Genomic DNA, 1,851 nt, shown 5'->3' on the forward strand with positions numbered 1-1,851 from the left:
CGATCAGGAACTGCACGACGATCGACACGTCCGTGACGTAGGTGAGGAGCCAGACGAGCGTGAAGGTGTTCAGGATCGACGCCACCGCGATCGCGAGCGGCAGCAGGACCGCCGGCAACGTGCCGAAGACGAAGAACAGGACGATCAGCGCGCCGAGGCCGCCGATCAGCGCCTCGACGAGGACGCTCGGACCACTCGTCTCGCCGCGCTCGTTCGCCTCCATGATCGACTCGAGGCCCGTCACGTGCACGGTCGTTCCCGCCGGCAGCCCCGCGGCTGCGGCCGTCCGCATCGCGTCGGCGCCGCTCTTCGTAGCGAGCTGCGGCGTGCCGGTCGGGTAGACCTCCATGAAGGTCGTGTGCCGGTCCTCGGAGACGTACGCGTCGCTGCCCGTCGAGAAGTAGGAGCTGGTGCGGGCACCGGGGCTCGCCTGCCGGGCTCGCTCCATCGCGACGGGGATCGCCTTGCTCTTCGTCGCGTCGCCCTCCGTGTGGAACACGACGACGCTCGGGGGCCGCTCGCCGGTGCCGAAACGCTCGAACGTCCGCTGGCTCGCCTCGTAGGCCGAGTGGCCGGGGTTCGCGAAGGACTGGAGCCAGCGCTCCGAGACCTGCCCGGCGGCGAAACCGCCGAAGACGGCGGACGCGATCCACGCGACGATGATCGCCTTGCGGTGACGGGCGGTGAGATGAGCGAGTCGAGCGAGCATGGGAGGCTTCTGGTCGATGGCGATCACCGACGACACGATGGGCTGCGAGCCGGGGCTCGGCAATCGGCCAGGAGGCGACTCCTGGACCGACGAAAGTCTGTGCTCCGATCGACTTCGGGCCAATGTCCAAGGGCGGCCGAGACACCTACGCTCGAGGCCGTGACCGTTCGCCGTCTCCTGTCCGACCTGCTCGTCGCCCCGGAGGAGGACGAGATGCCGTCCCCGCGCCGCACGCGGCGCGACCGGACCGTCGACGGCTCGCTGGTCCTCCTGGCGATCGCGTTCGGCGGCATGGCGCTGGCCGACCAGGTCGGCCGCGGGCTCGACGGTCCCCTGCTCGTCCTCGACGTGATCGGTGGCGCAGCGCTCGGGCTCGCCCTGTGGTGGCGGCGGCGCTGGCCACTCGGCCTCGGTCTGACCTCGGTGCCGATCGTGGCCTTCTCGTCCTCCGCGGGCGTGGCCGGCTTGATCGTCCTGTTCACCGTCGCCGCCCACCGCCGCTGGCAGCTGGCGATCCTCGTCGCCGGACTTCAGCTCGCGATGTTCCCGGTCTACCGCGCCGTGCAGCCCGACGACCCGGTGCTGCCACCGCTGGCGTTCTTCGTCATCCAGACGCTGGCCTTCGCCGCAGTCGTCGCTTGGGGCATGTTCATCCGCGGGCGCCGCCAGTCGGTGCGCGAGCGAGCGCGCCACGCCGACGCCGAGCAGGAGCTGCGACTGGAACAGGCCCGCCAGGCCGAGCGCACGCGGATCGCGCGCGAGATGCACGACGTGCTGGCGCACCGGATCTCGCTGCTGAGCCTGCACGCCGGCGCGCTGGAGTTCCGCCCGGACGCCCCGCCCGAGGACGTCGCCCGCGCCGCCGCGGTCATCCGCGCCAGCGCGCACCAGGCGCTCGAGGATCTGCGCGCGGTGATCGGCGTGCTGCGTGACGGCTCGGGCAGCGAGGCCCTCCAGCCGCCCCAGCCGACGCTCGCGGCGCTTCCCGGCCTGCTCGAGGAGTCGCGCACCGCCGGGATGCTCCTGGACGCCGAGATCCGCCTCGGCGACCTGACGGCCGTCCCCGACGCGATCGGTCGCCACGCGCTGCGGATCGTCCAGGAGGCGCTGACCAATGCGCGCAAGCACGCCACCTCCGAGGC

Annotated in this window: 2 protein-coding genes; one reads left to right on the forward strand and one right to left on the reverse strand. The window is 72.1% G+C overall.

Annotation, left to right across the window (positions count from 1 at the left end):
* Positions 1-709 (reverse strand): MMPL family transporter (locus ABYE80_RS20425; RefSeq protein ID WP_372792232.1); only part of this gene is annotated, 709 nt, incomplete at its 3' end.
* A 159-nt stretch (positions 710-868) separates the two neighbouring features.
* Between ABYE80_RS20425 and ABYE80_RS20430 the strand changes: the two genes are divergently transcribed.
* Positions 869-1,851: sensor histidine kinase (locus ABYE80_RS20430; RefSeq protein ID WP_372792234.1), on the forward strand; the 983-nt coding region annotated here is incomplete at its 3' end.

The sequence above is a fragment of the Paraconexibacter sp. genome, from assembly GCF_041602235.1.
In the GTDB taxonomy this organism is placed as follows: Bacteria; Actinomycetota; Thermoleophilia; order Solirubrobacterales; family Solirubrobacteraceae; genus Paraconexibacter.